The organism is Flavobacterium myungsuense (assembly GCF_042677265.1).
In the GTDB taxonomy this organism is placed as follows: domain Bacteria; phylum Bacteroidota; class Bacteroidia; order Flavobacteriales; family Flavobacteriaceae; genus Flavobacterium; species Flavobacterium myungsuense.
On sequence record NZ_JBHTIZ010000023.1, the window covers coordinates 118090 to 135641 of the forward strand.

10 protein-coding genes are annotated in these 17552 nt (G+C 32.0%); 9 read left to right on the plus strand and 1 reads right to left on the minus strand.

All coding sequences use genetic code 11. The features are described 5' to 3' along the window. Positions 1 to 309: 309 nt before the first annotated feature. Genes ACFQ0S_RS08975 through ACFQ0S_RS08985 form a run of 3 tightly spaced genes read left to right on the plus strand, consistent with a single transcriptional unit; the run spans position 310 to position 6301 of the window. Positions 310 to 4527, plus strand: coding sequence for a T9SS type B sorting domain-containing protein (locus tag ACFQ0S_RS08975; protein WP_379755945.1), 4218 nt, complete (start codon positions 310 to 312; stop codon positions 4525 to 4527). Between the two features lie 23 nt (positions 4528 to 4550). Continuing rightward, complete coding sequence (locus ACFQ0S_RS08980) at positions 4551 to 5738, plus strand: THUMP-like domain-containing protein (protein WP_379755942.1); 1188 nt, start codon at positions 4551 to 4553, stop codon at positions 5736 to 5738. After that, positions 5735 to 6301, plus strand: a complete 567-nt coding sequence (locus ACFQ0S_RS08985) for a hypothetical protein (protein WP_379755939.1) — start codon at positions 5735 to 5737, stop codon at positions 6299 to 6301. Before ACFQ0S_RS08980 ends, ACFQ0S_RS08985 begins: the two co-directional genes overlap by 4 nt. 3 nt (positions 6302 to 6304) lie before the next feature. Here ACFQ0S_RS08985 and ACFQ0S_RS08990 read toward each other — a convergent pair whose 3' ends face one another. Then, positions 6305 to 7048, minus strand: a complete 744-nt coding sequence (locus tag ACFQ0S_RS08990; RefSeq protein WP_379756303.1) for a M15 family metallopeptidase — start codon at positions 7046 to 7048, stop codon at positions 6305 to 6307. Between the two features lie 163 nt (positions 7049 to 7211). Between ACFQ0S_RS08990 and ACFQ0S_RS08995 the strand changes: the two genes are divergently transcribed. The 6 genes from ACFQ0S_RS08995 (at position 7212) to ACFQ0S_RS09020 (ending at position 17538) form a co-directional block, all read left to right on the plus strand. After that, a complete protein-coding gene (locus ACFQ0S_RS08995) occupies positions 7212 to 10310 on the plus strand; it encodes a DUF4397 domain-containing protein (RefSeq protein ID WP_379755936.1) in 3099 nt (1032 codons plus the stop codon). Between the two features lie 242 nt (positions 10311 to 10552). Further along, positions 10553 to 11419: a DUF808 domain-containing protein gene (locus ACFQ0S_RS09000; RefSeq protein WP_379755933.1), complete on the plus strand. Its 867-nt coding sequence runs from the start codon at positions 10553 to 10555 to the stop codon at positions 11417 to 11419. A gap of 106 nt (positions 11420 to 11525) precedes the next feature. After that, positions 11526 to 12044 carry a DinB family protein gene (locus tag ACFQ0S_RS09005; protein ID WP_379755930.1) on the plus strand — a complete coding sequence of 173 codons (519 nt, stop codon included), beginning with the start codon at positions 11526 to 11528 and terminating at the stop codon, positions 12042 to 12044. Positions 12045 to 12802: 758 nt separating this feature from the next. Further along, entirely contained in the window at positions 12803 to 13183 is a 381-nt protein-coding gene (locus ACFQ0S_RS09010) for a hypothetical protein (RefSeq protein WP_379755927.1), read from the plus strand. 100 nt (positions 13184 to 13283) lie between these two features. Continuing rightward, positions 13284 to 14396 (plus strand): efflux RND transporter periplasmic adaptor subunit, encoded by a 1113-nt coding sequence (locus tag ACFQ0S_RS09015; RefSeq protein WP_379755924.1) that lies wholly within the window; start codon positions 13284 to 13286, stop codon positions 14394 to 14396. A gap of 28 nt (positions 14397 to 14424) precedes the next feature. After that, positions 14425 to 17538, plus strand: a complete 3114-nt coding sequence (locus ACFQ0S_RS09020; RefSeq protein WP_379755921.1) for an efflux RND transporter permease subunit — start codon at positions 14425 to 14427, stop codon at positions 17536 to 17538. The last annotated feature ends 14 nt before the right edge of the window (positions 17539 to 17552 follow it).

Sequence of the window (17552 nt, forward strand, 5' to 3'; positions counted from 1 at the left end):
ATACACCTGCTTTTATAAAAAATTTCACATTATGCCTAAAAAAAAAAGACTATTTTTGCATCATAATTAATACAAATTCCTTATTGATTGTAGAAAACGATTAATATTGAGAGCTGTTTTTTTGTTGTATAACTTATTAATTATGTTTTTATTATACTATAGTAACAAAATCACTGTTATTAGTGATTGCGATTGTTGTTTATAAATTCTATTTTTGCACAATAATAAAGAATTGAAACATTTATTTTTTTTAATAAGCAATACAATATTCTTGAAAGCTACACTTTTTAGTTACACAAACTGATTTTAATGATAAATAGAATACTATATACTATATCTTTTTTATTTACTTTCAATTGCTTTTCGCAAGCAATAGTTGTAGATGAGACAACCTATACAGTACCTGAATTAGTTTCTAAAGTATTAGTAAACTCGAAATGTGTTCAAGCTTCAAATATAACTTGGAGTACGGGTACAAATTATGGATCTGTAAATGGAATAGGGTATTTTGAAACTACAAATCCAAATTTTCCAATAAAAAAAGGAGTTATATTAAGTACTGGAAGTGTGAAAAATGCACCAGGACCTAATACTACTTTACAAAGTGACGGGAATGATTCTTGGTTAGGTGATACTGATTTAGATAACACCATGACAGCTGCCGGAATTCCAACAGTATCCTCAAATGCTACTATTTTAGAGTTTGATTTTATACCCATTTCTTCAAAATTTAGTTTTGATTTCTTGTTTGCTTCTGAGGAATACGGAAATTTTCAGTGTAATTTCGGTGATGCTTTTGCTTATTTATTAACCAATACCGTTACCAATGTAACAACTAATTTAGCTGTTGTGCCTGCAACATCTGACCCAATTTCAGTAGTTACTATCAGAGATAATGCTTACCTAGGCACTTGTCCATCAGTAAATGAAACTTTCTTTGACAATTATTATGGTGGAGCATTAGCAGCAGGAGCGGCGACAAATTTTGAAGGAAGCACCGTAAAAATGACTGCATCTGCAGTATTGGTGCCTAACGTAAAATATCGTATTAAGTTAGTAATTGCTGATAGAAATAATTTTGAAAATGACTCTGCTATATTCCTTTCTTCACAAACGTTTAACTTGAGTGAAAATGTATTAGGTCCAGATTATACAATAGCTAACAACAAAGCAGTTTGTGTTGGCGATATTGCCGAAGATATAACGACAGGATTAGACCCCATGTTTAATTCTTTTGTTTGGAGAAAAAATGGAATCGTAATACCTGGTCAAACAGGTCCAAATTTAACCGGAGTTATGGGAGGAAACTATTGTGTTACCTTCACCAATTTTATAAATATTTGTGAACCCATAACAGACTGTATTTTTGTTGAGAACTATCCTTCTGTTAATGCTTCGAACCCATTAGATATTTATAAATGTAATACTGGAGTAGCTACAACTTACAGTTATGATTTCTCTAGAAATACTGCTAGAATGTTGGTAGGCTCAGGAAGTCCTTCGGTACCTATTCAAATTTCATATCATATATCGTTAGCAGATGCGAATAGTGGATCTAGTCCATTAACTAGTCCTTATGATAGTCCAGACAATGTGACGGTTTATGCTAGAATATTAAATCAAACTACTGGCTGTCATATTGTTAAATCATTTAAATTATTAACATCATTAAGTCCAACGGCTACTAAACCAAATGACTTAACTGAATGCTCCCTAACAGGAATTGCTAATTTTAATCTAGCTTCAAACCAATCAATGATTTTAAATGGACAAAATCCTTTACTAAATATTGTTAGTTTTCATAGTAGCCAAAGCGATGCTGATAATGACTTAACACCATTACCATTAAACTACGCCTCTAGCGGAGGTACAGTATATGTAAGAGTGGAAAATAGAGACGATCCCATATGTTATTCTACTACAAGTTTTGAATTATTTGTATTGTTAGTTCAGCCATTAGATGTATTGCCGCCAGTTTTTGTATGCAGCTCCTATACTTTACCTAAATTAGTAAATGGTTTTTATTATGAAAAAACACAAGGAATTGGAAAAGAATATTTTGAGGGAGATATAATTACCAAAGACCCGACAAAACCAGAAGAAAATGTTGTTACTATTTTCATTTTTGACCCTTTATCACCGTGCATACCCCTAAAAGAGAATACCCTTATTATTACATTTGTTGATATCCCTTTAATAACCCCAAAAAACCAAAAGGTCTGTGACAATGTAGGCTTTCCTCTCCCAGGTTTAGCTTACGGAGATTACTATTCTTTACCCAACGGACAAGGAGATAAAATTACAGGAATTATTAAAACACCACAAACCATTTACACCTACTTTCAATCTCTTGATGATCCAACTTGTATTACAGAAAGTTCATTCGAGGTAGATATCCTTATTTCTCCTATTCTACCTGAATTTAGCGATACTTATGACTGTCTTTCTTTTTCTTTACCGCCCTTGAGTATTGGTAAATATTTAGATTCATCAGGAAATCCAATTTCGGCAGGAACACCAATAACTTCAACTCAAACCATTACAGTTGAAGCTAGTTCGAACACCATTCCTATTTGTAAAGACACGAAATCTTTTACTGTATTTATTGGAACTTTTCCTCAACCTGAAAGCAAGTCTTATTGTGTTAGTTTTACATTACCCGCTTTACCTATTGGTAAATATTACACTGCTCCAAACGGATCTCAAGGAGTAGGAACAGAAATACCTTTTGGCACCATAATTAATGTAACCACGCCAGTGTGGATTTATGTTCCTGCAGATGCCAACTCAAATTGTCCGTCCTACGATAAAAAAATAATCATAACAATTGAATTACCCCCATTGTCTAACCCTAATGATGCTTCTAAAGGCTATTGCGAAACATACACGCTATTACCATTAGCAAACGGAAATTATTTTACTGGTAGTAATGGTTTAGGAAGACCTTTAATGGCAGGCGATGATATTAAAAAAACTACACCTATTTTTATTTATATTACCGATGGAAATAGTTGTAAAAATGAAATTCCTTTTACAATTACTATTAACTCTAACGCAAAAGTGGACAACAGAGCTAGTCTAGATTTTTGTGGGGGTATAAATTATCCTTTAACCCCTATGTCATTAGGATCTGTAGGAAATTATTATAATGGTCCTTTAGGAACAGGAGGTCTACTTCCAGCTGGAACTGTTATTACCAAAACCAAAACAATATACATTTACGGCACTACAACTACGATACCTCCTTGTCCTGTAGAAAACTACTTTACACTCTCCTTTACACCTAGAGTAGATGTCTCTGCTGATATTAAAGTTTGTGAAAATTATGTGTTACCCGCACTTACTGAGGGCGAATATTATACACGTCGAGGCGGTCAAGGATTAAAGCTTAATGCGGGAGACATTATTGATACTGATCAAACTATTTATATTTATAATGAGTATCCTAACAGAAAAGAAATTTGTACCGATGAAAGCAGTTTTACTGTAACCATTACCAGACCTGTTGTAAATAATACTATCCCATCAAATAAGATATATTGCGATGAAGATGGGGTTAACGATGGATCCATTTTAATTGAATCAACCACATTAAAAGAAGATATTCTTGTAGGACAGCCTGGACCTAATGCAAATTATGACATAAAATATTATAATTCATTAGCTGACGCTACAATAGATAAAAATCCAATTACAACAGTAAAGACGCAAGATGTTTATTATAAAATAAACAATGTGCTAACACCCGATTGCTTCAGTATAATTAATAAAATAGGCATAACAATTAACAAAATTCCTCTACCAGACCCAAATGAGGGTTTAATTTGTGTCAATTTAAGTAATACTGTTGTTATTAATAGTGGATTGCCAATAGCTCCAGAAAATGTTTTTGAGTGGTACAATAACGATGCTAACGACTTAATGTCTTCTGAAACTAGTAACGAAATTACAGTTTCAGTACCTGACATCTATGCTGTAAAAGTAACCAATACACTTACAACATGTTCCTCTCATAAAATAGCTGTAACAGTGGTTCGTTCTAGTCCACCTCTAAATATCGACTTTACTACATCATCGCCCTTTAATGAAAACCAAGTCGTTACAGTCCTTAATCCAGGAGGAGAAGGTGATTATGAATACCAATTGGATTTTGGTCCTTTTCAAAGCAGTCCAATTTTTGAAGGGGTAAAACCTGGCGATCATAAAATAACGATAAGAGATAAAAACGGTTGTGGTTATTTAGAAAAGCCATTTACTGTAATTAATTATTTAAAATATTTCACGCCAAACGCTGACGGTTATAACGACACTTGGAATATTATTGGATTAAAAGACCCTGAAGCTTCAATTAGTATTTTTGATCGTCATGGTAAATTAATAAAGCAAATTAGCCCAATTGGGACTGGTTGGGATGGGAATTATAATAACAAACCGTTGCCATCTAGTGATTATTGGTTTAAAGTTACCTATTTTGATGATTTAAGGAATAAAAAAGAATTTAAAGCTCATTTTTCTCTAAAAAGATAATTATTCTAGAAATCAAAAAGCTTTTGAATCTTTCACTTCTACATATTGAAATACAAGAATTTATAGCTGTAAATCTTGAAAAAAGCATTGCTACATTAGCCTTGCAAAAGAATCCATTTCCAGAAGTAAATTGGATCGTACTATTAGATCAAATTATTGCCAAAAAGAAAGCTAAAGAGAAACTACCAACTTGGTTTGAAACAAAATTTATTTTATATCCAAGTAAAATAGCCATTGAACAAACTTCTTCAGAGAAAACGGCTCTCTATAAATCATCATTAGTTTCTGGTGAAAGTCTTATAGATTTAACAGGTGGCTTTGGTATAGATGATTATTATTTTTCTAAAAAAATACAATCTGTAATTCATTGTGAAATCAATACCGAATTGTCTGAAATTGTTGCTCATAATTACGAAAAATTACAGATAAATAATATTTTATGCTATCAAGGTAATAGTCAAGCTATATTACTCAAGCTAAACAAAAAATTCGATTGGATTTATATCGATCCTTCTAGACGAAATGAGGAAAAAGGCAAAGTATTTATGCTAAAAGATTGCTTGCCAAATGTTCCAGATTTATTAGGTTTTTATTTTAAATATTCAAATAATGTATTAATAAAAACGGCTCCAATTTTAGATATTTCTGCTGGATTATCAGAATTAAAAAATGTAAAAGCTATTCATATCATTGCAGTTGATAATGAGGTAAAAGAACTGCTTTGGGAATTGAGTAAAGATTACCAAGGTGAAATTTTAATTCAGACAGCAAATATTGAAAAATCGAGAATTTCAAAATTTGATTTTTATTTAAACGTAAATAAAAAACTACCGACTTTTAGTTTACCAAAAAAATATCTTTTTGAACCCAATAGTGCTATTATGAAATCAGGCGGATTTGATGAAGTAAGTTCAAAATATAAAATTAATAAGTTACATCAACATTCCCATCTTTATACTTCAGAAAAACTAATTGATTTTCCAGGTAGAATTTTTGAAATTGAAAATACATTTCCGTATTCAAAAGTAACTATGAAAAAGGTATTTGAAAATCAGAAAGCGAATATAACAACTAGAAATTTTCCGGAAAGCGTAGAAAATATTCGAAAAAAATGGAAAATTAAAGATGGAGGAAATCGGTATTGTTTTTTTACAACTGATATGAATAATGATAAAATAGTTTTAATTTGCACTAAAATAAAAGCACTATGAAACATATTGTATTTTCAATTATTATCTTAATAAATTTAAATATTTTTGGTCAAAAGCCTTGCGAAATAAATACTGATGTTACAGATTCTATAGGGAAATATAAATCGACAAAGGAGCATCTTGTTTATGAAAAAATTTTCAACGAAAAATCAAGATTTATTTTTGCTTCATTCGTTTTAACCGATGGAGTTCCAATACTAAATTTACAGTTCATAGAAAAAAGTAAAGAATTTATTAAAGCAAAATGTTTTGATAGTAATTCAAAATTATATTTACAATTAATGAACGGTAAAATAATTACACTATTTCATACGAGTCAGGAAAGCTGCGGCACATTATTAAGAGACACTAAAGAACTCGATAACAGAATATTAACGGGTTATTTTTTAATTAAAAAAGAAAATTTTGAAGACCTGAAGAATTCTCCTGTTTCCTTTATTCGAATAAAATACAGCACAGAAAATGAAGAATACATTTTTAAGAAAGAATTAAAATCAGAACTAAACGGTATTGTATCAGAACCTGAGAGTTTTTTTATAAACTACTTGCACTGCATCGAATAAATATTAATCGCATTCCCATTTAAAATTCGATAAATTATCTTTTTTTGCATTTTTTAAATTATAATGCCACCATTCACTATCAAAAATTCTAAAACCAAAACGAATCATCCCGTTTCGTAATAATTTTCTGTTATTTTTTACTTCTTCTGAAAGATTTTCAAATTCATGGCTAGATTCTATTCCAAAAAAATCAAAAGGCGTTCCCATATCCAATTCTTTTCCATTATTGTCAACTAAAGTAAGATCAACTGCTCCCCCTCTATTGTGTATGGAACCTTTTTTAGGATTGGCAACATAATTAGGATTTGAAACTATACTCCACATTTTTGTCTGAACATCTAAAGGGCGATAACAATCAAAAAGCTTAATACGATAGCCTTTAGACATAAAACGTTCATTTGCTTTTAGTAAAGCATTGACCGTTTTTAATCTTAAATAACATTCAGCACATTCATATACTTGAATTTTTAAAAAATTATCATCAGTTGCATATTTCATATCATATACAAAATCCGAACTGTAGTCTTTTATATTTACAAAAGAAGTATCTGCAATGATCTCTGATTGTGTAAAGGGTAACTCTTGACTTTTAACAATTTCTATATTTGGTTCAACAACTTCCTTTTTTGTTATAGGAGAAATAATCGTATCGGTGATTCCGGTTTTTCTATTCTTTTTTGTGTGTATAGAACAAGAAAGAAACACAAAAATGAAAAAAAAAGAAAGAGGGCAATATAATTTATTCATCATAAATAGGATTAAATATACAAATTAAATAAAAATTGGGAATAAAAAAACTATTAATTGAATTTAGAAATCATATTTTTTAATTTAACTTAATTATTAACTATTCTGAAATAAATATAAAACTTTAAACTAAATTTGTATATAGATTTTATAACAACTAAACATGAAAAAATTTACTTCTATATCAAATATTTGTATAGCATTATTATTATTTACAAATTTAGTGTTATCTCAAACGGCTCCGGTACAAATAATTCATAATTCCGGAGATTTATCAATAAATACTATTGATATTTATCTTGACGGAACAATTCTTATTGAAGATTTAGCTTTTCGAACTGCAACCCCTTTTCTTGATTTACCTGCTGGAAATTTAATTAGCATTGATATAGCACCTGGAAATAGTACTTCTAGCAGTGAAACTTTTTATAATATAACAACTACATTAGATGTCAATGACACTTACATTATGGTAGGAAATGGAATAGTAAGTGCATCTGGTTATACTCCTAACGAGCCTTTTGCTATATCTATTTTTCCACATGGCAGAAAAATAGCAACAAATTCAGAAAATACCGATGTGCTTTTTTGCCATGGGGGAACTGACACTGGCTCTGTAGATGTTGTAAATACTACTGTTCTACCTATAAGTAAGTATATCAATAATCTTTCATATACTAGTTTCAACACCAATTATTTAGAACTACCCACATCAAACTATACTATTGACATAACTGATGTTTCTGGAAACAGAGTCATTCGATCATATGATTTTATTTTAAAAAGATTAAATTTAGCTGGAAAAGCAATTACAGTTGTTACTAGCGGATTCTTAAAGCAATCTCAAAATAGTAATGGTCCCTCTTTTGGATTGTGGTATGCAATGAAGAATGGCGGAAAATTAATTCAATTTGACCAATCAGAATATGCAAGAGTCCAAATCATTCACAACTCTCCCGATTTAAGTGTTGCTAATGTTGATTTGTATGTTGATAATAAACTAGTAAAAAAAGACTTTAATTTTAGAACTTCTACACCTTATTTGGATTTGAAAGCATTGGAACCAGTAAGAATAGATATAACCCCTGCTAACAGCACTTCTAGTGCTGAAAGTATATATAATTTTACCACTACTTTTAATATAGGTGACACCTATATTCTTGTTGCCAATGGTATATTAAGCGCTGTTGGGTATTCCCCAAACATTCCTTTTAATTTTTCCGTTTTTAATAAAGGTCGTGAAACTGCATTCGATAGTAAAAACACAGATGTTTTATTCTTTAATGGTTCTACAGACATCAAAACTATTGACATTACAGAAACAGATGTTCCACTTGGTACTCTTGCAGATGATCTATCATATGGTACTTTTGCAGAAGATTATTTAGAATTACCAACTTCAGATTATGTTTTTGATGTAAAATCTGCAAACGGGATTACTGTTTTAAAATCTTATTCAGGAAATTTACAAACTTTGGGATTAAATGTGGCGGCTTTAACTGTTTTAACAAGTGGTTTTTCAGATCCTTCCGAAAATAGTAATGGTCCAGAATTTGGAGTCTTTATAGCAAACGTATTTGGTGGCAATATGATACCATTACAATTGCATGTACCTATACCAAAAGCACGTATACAAATCATTCATAATTCTGCTGATGCAGCTAATAATTTGGTTGATATTTATCTAAATGGAAACATTTTATTAAATAATTTCAAATTTAGAACCGCATCTAAATTTATAAATGTTCCTGCCGATACTCCAATAATAATATCAGTTGCACCTTCAACAAGCACATCCGAATCAGAAAGTTTCTATACTTTTACTGAAACATTAACAAATGCTAAAAAATATGTAATTGTTGCAAACGGAATTCGAAGTTCAACAGGCTATAGTCCTAATCAACCCTTTGGTTTTTCAATTTTTGATCAAGGCAAAGAAATTGCAACAAATGATACTAATACTGATATAATTGTGAATCATGGAGCTACAGATGCGCCCATTATTGACATTCTAGAAACTACTATTCCTGAAGGAAAAATAGTAGACGACATATCTTACAACTCCTTTAACTCAAATTATATAGAACTACCAACGGCAGACTTTACTCTTAACATTACTGATGCTAACGGAACAACTGTTCTTAAAACTTATTTAGCACCTTTACACTCTTTTAATTTTAAGGGTAAATCATTAACTATAGTTGCAAGTGGATTTTTAAATCCTTCGCAAAATAGCAATGGTCCTGAATTTGGTTTATGGATAGCAACTTCTTTAGGTGGTAATTTGATTCCGTTACAATTATACGAAGCCCCTAAAAAAGCACGTGTTCAAATTATTCATAATTCAGCTGATGCAAATAATGCTTTGGTTGATGTATATCTTAACGGAGAAATTTTATTAGATGATTTTAAATTTAGAACAGCAACTGAATTTATGGATGTTGTTGCAGAAACACCTATAACAATAGCATTAGCTCCCTATACAAGTACTTCTGATGCTGAAAGTTTTTATACCAATACTCAAACTCTGACTTTAGATAAAACCTACGTAATTGTTGCAAATGGAATAACTAGTACAACAGGTTATTCTCCTAATCAACCTTTTGATTTGTCTATTTTTGATCAAGGTAGAGAAACTGCCACAAATATTGCTAATACCGATATTCTTATAAATCATGGTGCAACAGATGCTCCTATAGTTGATATTGTGGAAACAAGTGTTCCTGCGGGTACTATAGTTGATGATATATCGTACAACTCCTTTAATTCAAATTATTTAGAACTCTCAACTTCAAATTATGTTTTAGATGTAAGGGATGCTTCAGGAATAGATGTTGTAGCGAGTTATTCTGCTCCATTAGCAAATTTGAACCTTCAAGGACAAGCCATAACTGTTGTAGCAAGTGGTTTTATAGATCCATCACAAAATAGTAATGGCGATCCGTTTGGATTATGGGCTGCACTAGCCTCAGGAGGCAATCTGATAGAATTAGAAAATAGTGCTTTAAAAGCGGAGACATTCTCGAAAAACACATTTACTATTTTTCCAAATCCAGCTTCAAATACTTTAAAAATTACTATGCCAGCAAATAAAAAAATCTATAACGCAACTATTATTGATGTTACTGGAAGAACGGTTATAAACAATAATTCATTACAAAACAATACAATAGATATTTCAAATTTATCAAATGGTATTTATTTACTAAATTTAGGAACAGATAGAGGAAATTACAAACAAAAATTTATTGTAAAAAAGTAATTTAATATATTACTATCTCTATTAAAATAGCACAAAAATTCTTTTACCCTTTTTTTTCTTTCTACCGAGCTATTCTAGGAGATTCATACAACAAATAATAAATGTGAAATTAACTTTAGTTGTGAAATTTTGAAACTATTTTAAGCTAACTAAAAGTTAATTTATGAATAATTTAATCAAAAAAAGCAGTAGTTTCGCAACTGCAAAAAGTGTAAAATTAAGTTATTAAAATTTAAACAAAAATGGCTTCAGGGTTTTTCGTTCTATTAGATGATATTGCAGCAATTATGGATGATGTTGCAGCAATGAGCAAAATTGCAACCAAAAAAACAGCAGGAATATTAGGAGATGATTTGGCTGTAAATGCTGAGAAAGCATCAGGATTTCTATCAAATAGGGAGCTCCCAGTCTTGTGGGCAATTACAAAAGGGTCGTTCATAAATAAATTGATTATTTTACCCATTGCTTTTTTATTGAGTGCTTTTTTTCCTCCAGCTATCATTATCATTTTAGTACTTGGCGGTCTGTATTTAGCCTATGAAGGCGCTGAAAAAATTTTTGAATTCCTGTTTCCACATTCTCATGAAAAAAAAAAGAAGGTAATTGAAACCATTTCTGAACAGGATATTGAAATACAAGAAAAACAAAAAATAAAATCTGCTATAATAACCGATTTCATCTTATCAGTAGAAATTGTTATAATTGCTTTAGGCACAGTAATAGGAAAACCTATTTCATCTCAAGTAATGGTAGTTTCTGTTGTCGCAATTATTGCTACCGTTGGAGTATATGGTATTGTTGCACTAATTGTTAGAATGGACGAAGTAGGTTATAAACTAATTCAAATGAATGTCAAACAAAAAAGTCTATCTAAAACAATTGGTACGCTATTGGTTCAAGCCTTGCCAAAAGTCATAAAAAGCTTAGCTGTAATTGGCACTATTGCACTAATTTTGGTTGCAGGTGGAATATTTGTTCACAACATTGATTTTTTACATCATTTGTTTCCTCAAATTCCAGCATTTATAACTGAGTTTTTTGTTGGATTGGTTTTTGGTATAGTTGCATTGCTCGTTGTAAATGCAATTAAGAAGATAATGAATAAGTAGTAGATCTTTTTTACAAAACAAACAACCTCTTACTGAATTACATGATCTAAAAATAATCAGAAAGGCAAGTTTTTTTCAGTATTTTTGATAGAGAAAAACTCTATCTATGACCACTAAAGAACTATCAAACAGTATCCATACCCTTCATCAAGAAGTCAACTCATTTATTTTAACTTTTGACGAACGTAGATTTAATTCACAAAGAGCAAATGGAAAATGGAGCATTACCGAAGAGCTTGGACATCTCATAAATGCTTTACAGGAAAGTAACAAAGGAATTCAACTCCCTAAATTTTTCATTAAATACAAGTTTGGAACCAACAACAGACAGGAACGTACTTATGATGAAGTGGTTACAAAATACTTAAAAAAATTAGAACAAGTTTCTATCGTAGACAATCCTTTTCAAATCAAAAAAGCAAAACAAACAAGTAAAGAAAAGTTGCTAAAAAGTTATTTAAATCAACAGCAAAAATTCGAAAAGCGTTTGGCTCAATTTACCGAAAAAGAGCTCTCTACCCTCTTACTACCGCATCCTTTGTTAGGAAGGATTACTATCAGAGAATTTGGCTATTTTACACATTATCATACTGAACATCATTTTAAAAATATTCAAAAAAGATAAAATCACTCTGCCTTGGGTTTGTATTACGAGCCCTCAAATATCAAATCATCAATAAAAAAATAACCCAAAAAGTTAGTCTAAAATGACGAAACCCACCTTAGTTTCCCTACCTTTTACCGCCTATCAAAAATTTGTCATCTTCCTCTTAGCAATAACCCAATTTACCGTCATACTAGATTTTATGGTCATGTCCCCGCTGTGAGATATGATTATTAAAATCTTACGCATCAACAACTCACAGTTAGGGGTTGCCGTTTCGGCCTATGCTTTTAGTACCGGGGTATCGGGTTTGCAAACAGCGGGCTTCGCCGATCGCTTTGACCGCAAAAACTCTTGCTCTTCTTTTACATTGGTTTTGTTATGGGCACCTTGTTTTGTGCCCTAGCACCCAACTTCGAATTATTGCTTCTGTCCCGAATCATCACCAGAATTTTTGGTGGGGTAATAGGTTCCATCTCAATGGCCATAGTCTCGATTTGTTTAGTTTACAACAATGAGGCAAAGTCATGGGTTTTGGACAAATGGGTTTTGGAGTGAGTTAAATCTTGGGTATTCCCATAGAATGAACTGTGTATATTTCCAAATTTATTTTTATGAATTTCTAAATAAATCATCTATTTTCACCGAAATTGTTGTTTTATAATCATTTATAGCAAAGCAACTTCAACAATAAATTCTTATTGTTTTCATAAAAAAACGATAAGATAATCTTAAAACGTTAGCAATTTTGATCAGTTGTTTTAATTTTGTCGGAGAAAATGGAAAATACTTCATCAATTTATCGCACCGTTCGGATTTGGCTTTTACTGCCAATAGTTTTTGTGAGTAGCATCCTATTCGCAAACACTTCCCAATCTTTATCGGTACACAAGGATAATTTGATATTTGAAAAATCTATTTTATTTTCAGACTATTTTGCGACGGATAGTTCAAACGGTAATCTGCCATTTGAAATCCCTGCCGATAATGAAGATAATTCCATAAATGATGTAGAAGATACCGTAAAAATTGATGTACTAAAGGGGTCTATTTCATACAATTCTACTTTGTCCTTAACCCTTAAAGATATTCCTTTAAGTTATCTCTGTTTTGAGCAACTTTCGCTTCACCAAGAAATTACAATTCCACCACCGAAATAAATACTTTTCAAGCGCGTATTTGTTTTTTTTGCCCATTCTACTCAGTCTATGCAATAAAAATATATTTATACTACTTTAAAATTATTTAATTTTCGATATAATGAATAAAATTACTCTTATTGCAGGACTAGTGCTAACTATGTCTACTATACTTTCATGCGACTCTAAAAAAAAGAAAGAAATTACTTTAGAAAAATACCCAATCACAAGCCCAATTGTAGTTGACACTACTTTTACCATAGACCATGTGGCCGACATACAGTCAATACAAAATGTTGAAATTAGAACTAAAATAAATGGCTATATAGAAAAGATCTATGTCGATGAAGGTAAGCCCGTTAAAGCAGGGCAATTATTACTAACAATTAGTAGTCAGACACTCGAAAAAGAAGTTCTCAAAGCTAAAGCATTAGTAAAAAGTGCGATTTCAGAGGCAAAAACTGCTGAACTTGACCTGCAAAATATGAAAATACTAGCAAGCAAAAATATTGTATCGAAAACTAGTTTAGAGAAAACTCAAGCGGCTTATGCTGCAGCGCTTGCAAGAATTGACGAGTTTAGGGCAAACCAAGAAAGTACCGAGATTCAACTTTCGATGACTAAAATAAAAGCCCCTTTTGATGGTGTTATAAACCGAATTCCTTTTAAAGTAGGAAGTTTGATAAATGAAGGTACCCTACTCACTACTATATCAAATAACAGCTCGGTGTATGCTTATTTTAATGTGTCTGAAAAAGAATATCTTCGGTTCAGAGAACAAAAAAGCAACAATGAATCAGCAGAAATTACCTTACTTTTAGCAGACAATACAGAACACGCTCATAAAGGAACAATAGAAACTATAGAGGGTGAATTTGATCAAAATACTGGAAATATTGCTTTTAGAGCCAAATTTCCTAATCCCGATTTATTACTCAAACACGGATCTAGTGGTAAAATTCAGTTGACAAACACTATAAAAAATGCATTGATAATACCGCAAAAAGCATCTTTCGAAATTCAAGATAAAATTTACGTTTACACTGTCGATAAAGACAATACAGTACATAGTAGAAATATTGAAATTAAGCAGCGTATTCAGCATTTGTATGTAATTGAGTCAGGATTAAAACCATCTGATAGAATTATATATGAAGGCATTCAAAACTTAAAAGAAGGTGATAAAATTTTACCTGAAAATGTTAGAATGCAACAATTAATTTCAAAATTATAAAATAACTTTCTACTTAGAAACTGCGACTATGTTTTCAAATTTTATAAAAAGACCAGTATTATCAATAGTTATATCCTTAATTATTGTGCTCTTAGGGGTATTATCCCTAACTCAATTACCTATGACCCAGTTTCCGGATATTGCTCCTCCAGAAGTAACGGTTACCACAAAATATACTGGAGCAAATGCCGAAGCATGCGTAAAAGCGGTAGTAACTACATTAGAACGTGCTGTCAATGGTGTACCAGGAATGGCTTATATGTCATCAGTATCAGGAAATGACGGAACAAGTGTTATCAGCATCGTTTTTAAAGCAGGTAGTGACCCAGAAATTGCTGCAGTTAATGTACAAAATAGAGTATCATCAGTATTAGATGAGCTACCTGAAGAAGTAATTAAATCTGGGGTAATTGTTGAAAAGGTACAAAATAGTATGTTATTGTATCTTAACATACTAAGTTCAGATCCAAGTCTTGATGAAAAATTTCTGTTTAATTTTGCGGATATAAATATCATTCCTGAATTAAAACGAATTGATGGAGTTGGCTATGCCGATCTAATGGGACAACGGGAATACGCTATGCGTGTTTGGTTAAACCCTGTAAAAATGGCTGCATATAACATTTCGACTGAAGATGTTATTCAAAATTTAAAGCAACAAAATATTGAAGCAGCACCTGGAAAAGTGGGTGAAAGTTCTGGTAAAAGAGAACAATCATTACAATATGTAGTAAAGTACACTGGTAAATATAATACTAAAGATCAGTATGAAAATGTAGTAATTAAACGTGATTTTGACGGAGAGCTTTTACGATTAAAAGACATAGCCGATATAGAATTTGGTTCGTTAGACTACGATGTATTATCTAAAGAAAACGGAAAACCAGCGGCAGCTATTGTTTTAAAACAACGTCTCGGAAGTAATGCCAGCGATGTAATTGAAAACATAAAAAATAAAATGAACGAACTAAAGGTAGCCTTTCCTGCGGGAATTTCGTATACCTACAGTTATGATGTTTCTAATTTCTTGAATGCCTCTGTCGAAGGGGTTTTATACACTTTACTGGAAGCTTTCTTATTAGTAGCACTAGTAGTGTTTGTGTTTTTAGGCGATTTTAGATCCACTCTAATTCCTGCCATCGCTGTTCCTGTATCGCTAGTAGGCACCTTCTTCTTTATGCAACTTTTTGGTTTCAGTATTAATCTTATTACGCTGTTTGCGTTGGTGCTAGCCATAGGAATTGTTGTTGATAATGCCATTGTCGTCGTCGAAGCGGTTCACGCCAAGATGGAGGAAGAACACCTCGAACCTAAAGAAGCCACTGAAAGCGCAATGAAAGAAATTGGTGGTGCTATTATTGCGATTACTTTAGTCATGTCGGCAGTATTTATTCCTGTGGCATTTTTGCCGGGACCATCAGGGGTATTCTTTCGTCAATTCTCTGTAACGATGGCAATTGCAATTGTGCTTTCGGGTGTTATTGCTTTAACATTAACTCCAGCATTGTGTGCCATGATGCTAAAAAACAATCACGGTGTAGCAAGAAAAAATAATTTAGTAAACCGATTCATAGATGCATTCAATAAAAAGTATGATACTATTGCTATACGATACAGAACTATTTTAGAAAAAATTGTAAATAGACGAGTGGTAACTGCCGTAATCTTGCTCCTTTTTTGCATTGGAACTTTCGGTTTAGGTAAATTTTTACCTACGGGATTTATCCCCAATGAAGATCAAGGAACAATTTATGCTAGTATTACTACGCCATCTGGAGCGACATTAGAACGATCAGAAAAAGTTGTCGATGCAATACAAGAAACAGCCATGAAAATAAAGGGAGTTGCCTCAGTTTCTACTTTGGCAGGTTATAATTTCCTGACAGACGGTACAGGTGCCTCGTTTGGTATGAACTTAATCAGTTTAGAAAGTTGGAAAGACCGCAAAGGAGTAACCGATAAGGAGATTATTGAAGATTTAAAAAAACAAACTAAAACGATAAAAGATGGTAAAATAGAATTCTTTACTCCCCCCCCTGTACCTGGCTACGGAAATTCAAGTGGATTTGAGCTGCGAATATTAGACAAATCAGGAAAAGGAGATTTGAAAAAATTAGAAGAAGTATCCAAAAAATTTGCCTTAGAATTGAATAAAAATGAATCCATAAAAAATGCTTTTTCCTCATTTGATGCAAGTTTTCCTCAATATCTTGTAAATATAGACAATACAAAAGCGGCACAAAAAGGGGTAATCATAAGCGAAATTTTAAATACGTTACAAACCTATTTGGGTAGTGAGTATGCGACAAACTTCATTAGATTCAATCAAATGTATAAGGTTATGGTACAATCGTCACCAGAATATAGAGCAAAACCTGAAGATATTTTAAAACTTTATGCAAAAAACTCTGAAGGCGAAATGGTTGCCATGTCGTCTTTTATATCTATCGAAAAAGTGTATGGCCCAGAACAAATTACACGCTACAATATGTATCCTGCTGCAATGCTTAATGGCGAACCAAAAGAAGGATACAGTAGCGGACAAGCCATAGAAGCTGTAAAACAAATTGCAAGTGAAAAATTGCCAAAAGGTTACGGCTATGATTGGGGAGATTCATCTCGTGAACAAGCCAATTCAGGTAATGAAGCTATTTACATTTTCGTGATTTGTTTGTTGTTCATTTATTTACTTTTAGCGGCGCAATATGAAAGTTTCCTTTTACCATTGCCAGTTATTCTATCATTACCAACAGAAGTGTTTGGTGCGTTTTTTCTATTAGTGGCTCTAGGGTTAGAAAATAATATTTATGCTCAAGTTGCTATGGTAATGCTAATTGGACTTTTAGGAAAAAATGCAGTACTTATAATTGAATTTGCAATTCTAAAACAGAAAGAAGGACTTACTCCATTTCAAGCTGCAATTGAAGGTGCATTGGCTCGATTAAGACCTATTTTGATGACCTCTTTTGCATTTATTGCTGGATTGTTGCCTCTTATGCTAGCCACAGGTGCTGGTGCGATTGGTAATAGAACCATCGGTACAGCTGCAGCAGGCGGAATGTTGTTCGGTACGGTATTCGGAGTACTCATTATTCCTGGTCTTTACTTCATTTTCGCTTCTTTAACTTATAAAAAAGCATAAACAATTTAATATAT